Raw genomic sequence first — 3,113 nt, forward strand, 5'->3', positions numbered from 1 at the left:
CATCAGCGATCTTGTCGCGTGCCGCTACAGCGGCGTGGAACACATCTGCGGCAGCGTTGGTGGTCGCCTTCGTCTCGGCAGAGGTAAGCGCGTCCAGTTGATCGAGGTGACCGCCGAGCCAGAAGCCGACCGCGTTCTCGACGTACACGCGGAGGATGGTCACGCCCTTGCACATGTCCGGGTTCGAGCGGTGGTTGCTGCACAGGACCGAGGACTTGCCATCTGGGCGCTTGAACGAGTCCACGTAGGTCGGTCCGCCGCAGAGACCGCACTTGACGAGCCCGGCCAGCCACCACCGCTCACCAGCGCCGGACGCCTTCTTGCCCAGGCCAGCGCGCTTTTCACGCTCTGCGCGGTAGGCGAGCCACTGCTGCTCGGTGATGATCGGTTCGTGCGCGCCGCGCAGGTCGCGCAGGTCGTCCTCCTTGCTGATGAACCCCGCGACGAAGCCGTTGTCCATGAAGCGGTTGAGGGTGCGGACGCTCCAGTCGTTCAGCAGCACCTCGCCGTTTACGGTGCGTTGCACCTTCCAGCCACCCGCGTTGATCCAGCGCACTAACTGGGTGAAGCCCTCGCCTCGCGTGTAGCGGCGGTAGAGCTCGCGGACGACCTCTGCCTCGTCGTCGTGGACGACGAACGCGCGGGCCTCGTCGTCCCAGCGGTAGCCGAACCGGTGCGACCGTCCCTTGGGCAACCCTGCTTCGATCCGGCGCTCGTGTGCCCGTTGCCAGTTCTCCTTAACGCGCTTGGAGTAGGCCACGTCGAAGATCGTGTGGATGCCGTACGTGATGTAGCCGGCGTAGGTGCTGCGGTCGATCCGGCCACCGTCCGCGACGGCATGCCACTCCGCGCCAAGCACGTCGAGGACGTCGAGGTACTCGGCACGGTCGCGTTCGTCACGAGACAGTCGACTGGTCCACAGCGTGACCAGGACGTCAGCGTCGTCGTTCTCGATCACCCTCAGCGCTGCGTCGAGGCCGGGGCGCTTGGATCGATCCAGCAGGCCAGACCTGCCGTCGTCGGTGAGTTCGTCCACGACGGTCCAGCCACGTTCGGCCGCGTACGCACGCCCTCGTCCGAGTTGATCCGCCACCGACGCGGACTGTTCCTCGGTACGGTCCTGCCGGTTGCTCTTGCGTGCGTAGATGACTGCTCGGTCTGCCATGTTCTCTGATTGTATCCGAGCAGGTGTCAACTTCTTAGACACGGATCGCGAGGCGGGCGCCGTTGACCGTCCAGGACTGCCGCGCCTCGAGCTCGCCGCGGGCGCGCAGGTCGTCGCGCAGGAACTGGGACAGCGTGCGGAGCAGCCGGCCGAGGTCGGTGCCGCCCACGTCGCGGGTCAGCCGCAGCGCCTCGACGAGCCGATCGGCCACCGGGTCCGCGAGCCGGGCTTTGAGTAGGTCGAGCGAGTCGGTGAAGCGGCCGGAGGCACGGTAGTCGCGGGCGAACTGTCCGAACTCGCCCCGCAATTGCTCGGGGCCGCGGTCGGCGAGCGCGATCAGGGATTCCGGCAGCGAGAGGCCGGCGCGAATACCGGAGGCGAGGTCGTCGACCACGTCGGGCCAGAGCGCCCGCAGCGCGGTGCGCCGGCGGCGCGCCTTGGATCGCACGTAGGCGGTCGGGGCTGCCCCGGCGATGACCGCGAAGCACACCGCGATCGGCGGCGTGAGCGTCAGTGCCAGCACCACGAGAAGCACCGCGAGCGCGAGCCCGATCGAGGTGCCCACGAACGCTGCCACCGACACCCCGGGCATCCCGGCCTGCGTGAGCATGTCTCGCGCGCGGGTGCGCCATGCGGAGGGAACCGGCTCGCGGCGTGGCCAGAACGACCACCAGATGCAGAGCAGCCCTGCCCCCAGCAGCAACCCCGCAGCCGTGCCCATCAGCGGCTCACCCCGCGTGCGCCAACAGTGCGTGCAGGTCGAAACCGGCGCGCCGGAACCGGTCCTCGTGGGGCGGGTAGCCGTCGCCGCGCACCAAGTGATCGTCCCGCCGCTCGAACAGCGACGACGTCTCGATCATGCTGTTCTCCACGCGGCCTGTCAGCGCCACGATCTCCCGGGTGCGCCGGGCGCCGTCACGGTCGAGATCGAGGTGCACCACCACGTCCACCGCAGCCGCGACGGTGGGCACCACGAACCGGTCGGAGACGTTCTCACCCGCGAGCAGCGGGAGCGTGCACATCTTGGTGACCGCCTCGCGCGCGGAGTTCGCGTGGATCGTGGCCATGCCGGGGTTGCCGGCGTTGAGCGCGATCAGCAGGTCGAGCGCCTCGGCCTCCCGGACCTCGCCGATGATGATCCGGTCCGGGCGCATCCGGAGCGCTTCCTTGACGAGCCGGCGCAGCGGGATCTCGCCGGCGCCCTCGAGGTTGGGCTGTCGGCACTGCATCGCCACGACGTCGCGGCCGGCGAGCCGCAGCTCGAACACCTCCTCGCACGTGATGACGTGCTCGTGGCTGGGGATGCTCCCCGCGAGCGCGTTCACCATCGTGGTCTTCCCGGCCTGCGTGGCTCCGCTGACCAGCACGTTCAGCCCGGACGCCACCGCGGCGTCGAGGAACGCCGCTGCCTGCGGGGTGAGCGAGCCCAGCGCCACCAGATCCTGCAGCCGACTGGCGCGCGCCACGTATTTGCGGATGTTGACGGCCCAGTGGGTGCGCGTGACGTCGGGGATGACGGCGTGCAGCCGCTCCCCGGTGGGCAGCGAGGCGTCCACGAACGGGGTGGACAGGTCCAGGCGCCGCCCGCTGGTGCGGAGCATCCGCTCCACCAGGTCGCGCACCTGCCCGGAGGTGAGCATCGTGGTCGTCAGCTCCGAGCGGCCGGACCGCGCGATGAACACCTTGCCCGGTTCGTTGATCCAGATCTCCTCGATCGCCGGGTCGTCGAGGTACTTCTGCAGCGGTCCGAGCCCGACCACGGCGTCATGCAGCGCCTTGGCCGCCTCGTCGGGGTCGGCGAGCCGGGGGACCCGACCGAGGAGAGCGCGGTCGTCGTAGTCCGCCACCGCCTCCGCGATCAGTACACGCGTGGCCTCGGCATCCGTGCTCGGATCCAGGCCACGCCGACGGATCAGCTCGCGCACCTCGGTCTCGAGGATCGCCACCC

The 3,113-nt window shown here is 69.5% G+C and carries 3 protein-coding genes; all 3 read right to left on the bottom strand.

Annotated elements, in window-relative coordinates:
• On the bottom strand, nucleotides 1-1,165 hold a 1,165-nt coding region (locus tag ACOJSN_RS12070), incomplete at its 3' end, for a recombinase family protein (protein ID WP_420112745.1).
• Between the two features lie 34 nt (nucleotides 1,166-1,199).
• The gene (locus ACOJSN_RS12075; RefSeq protein ID WP_420112746.1) at nucleotides 1,200-1,886 is read right to left on the bottom strand and encodes a type II secretion system F family protein; all 687 of its coding nucleotides are present in this window, start codon (nucleotides 1,884-1,886) and stop codon (nucleotides 1,200-1,202) included.
• A 7-nt stretch (nucleotides 1,887-1,893) separates the two neighbouring features.
• A complete protein-coding gene (locus ACOJSN_RS12080; protein ID WP_420112747.1) occupies nucleotides 1,894-3,111 on the bottom strand; it encodes a CpaF family protein in 1,218 nt (405 codons plus the stop codon).
• Nucleotides 3,112-3,113 lie beyond the last annotated feature (2 nt).

Origin of the sequence: Pseudactinotalea sp. (assembly GCF_048594945.1) — a bacterium.
GTDB lineage: Bacteria > Actinomycetota > Actinomycetes > Actinomycetales > Beutenbergiaceae > Pseudactinotalea.

Excerpts from the sequence above, each read along its gene's own strand:
- ACOJSN_RS12075 (WP_420112746.1), bottom strand. The coding sequence starts at position 1,886 with ATGGGCACGGCTGCGGGGTTGCTGCTGGGGGCAGGGCTGCTCTGCATC.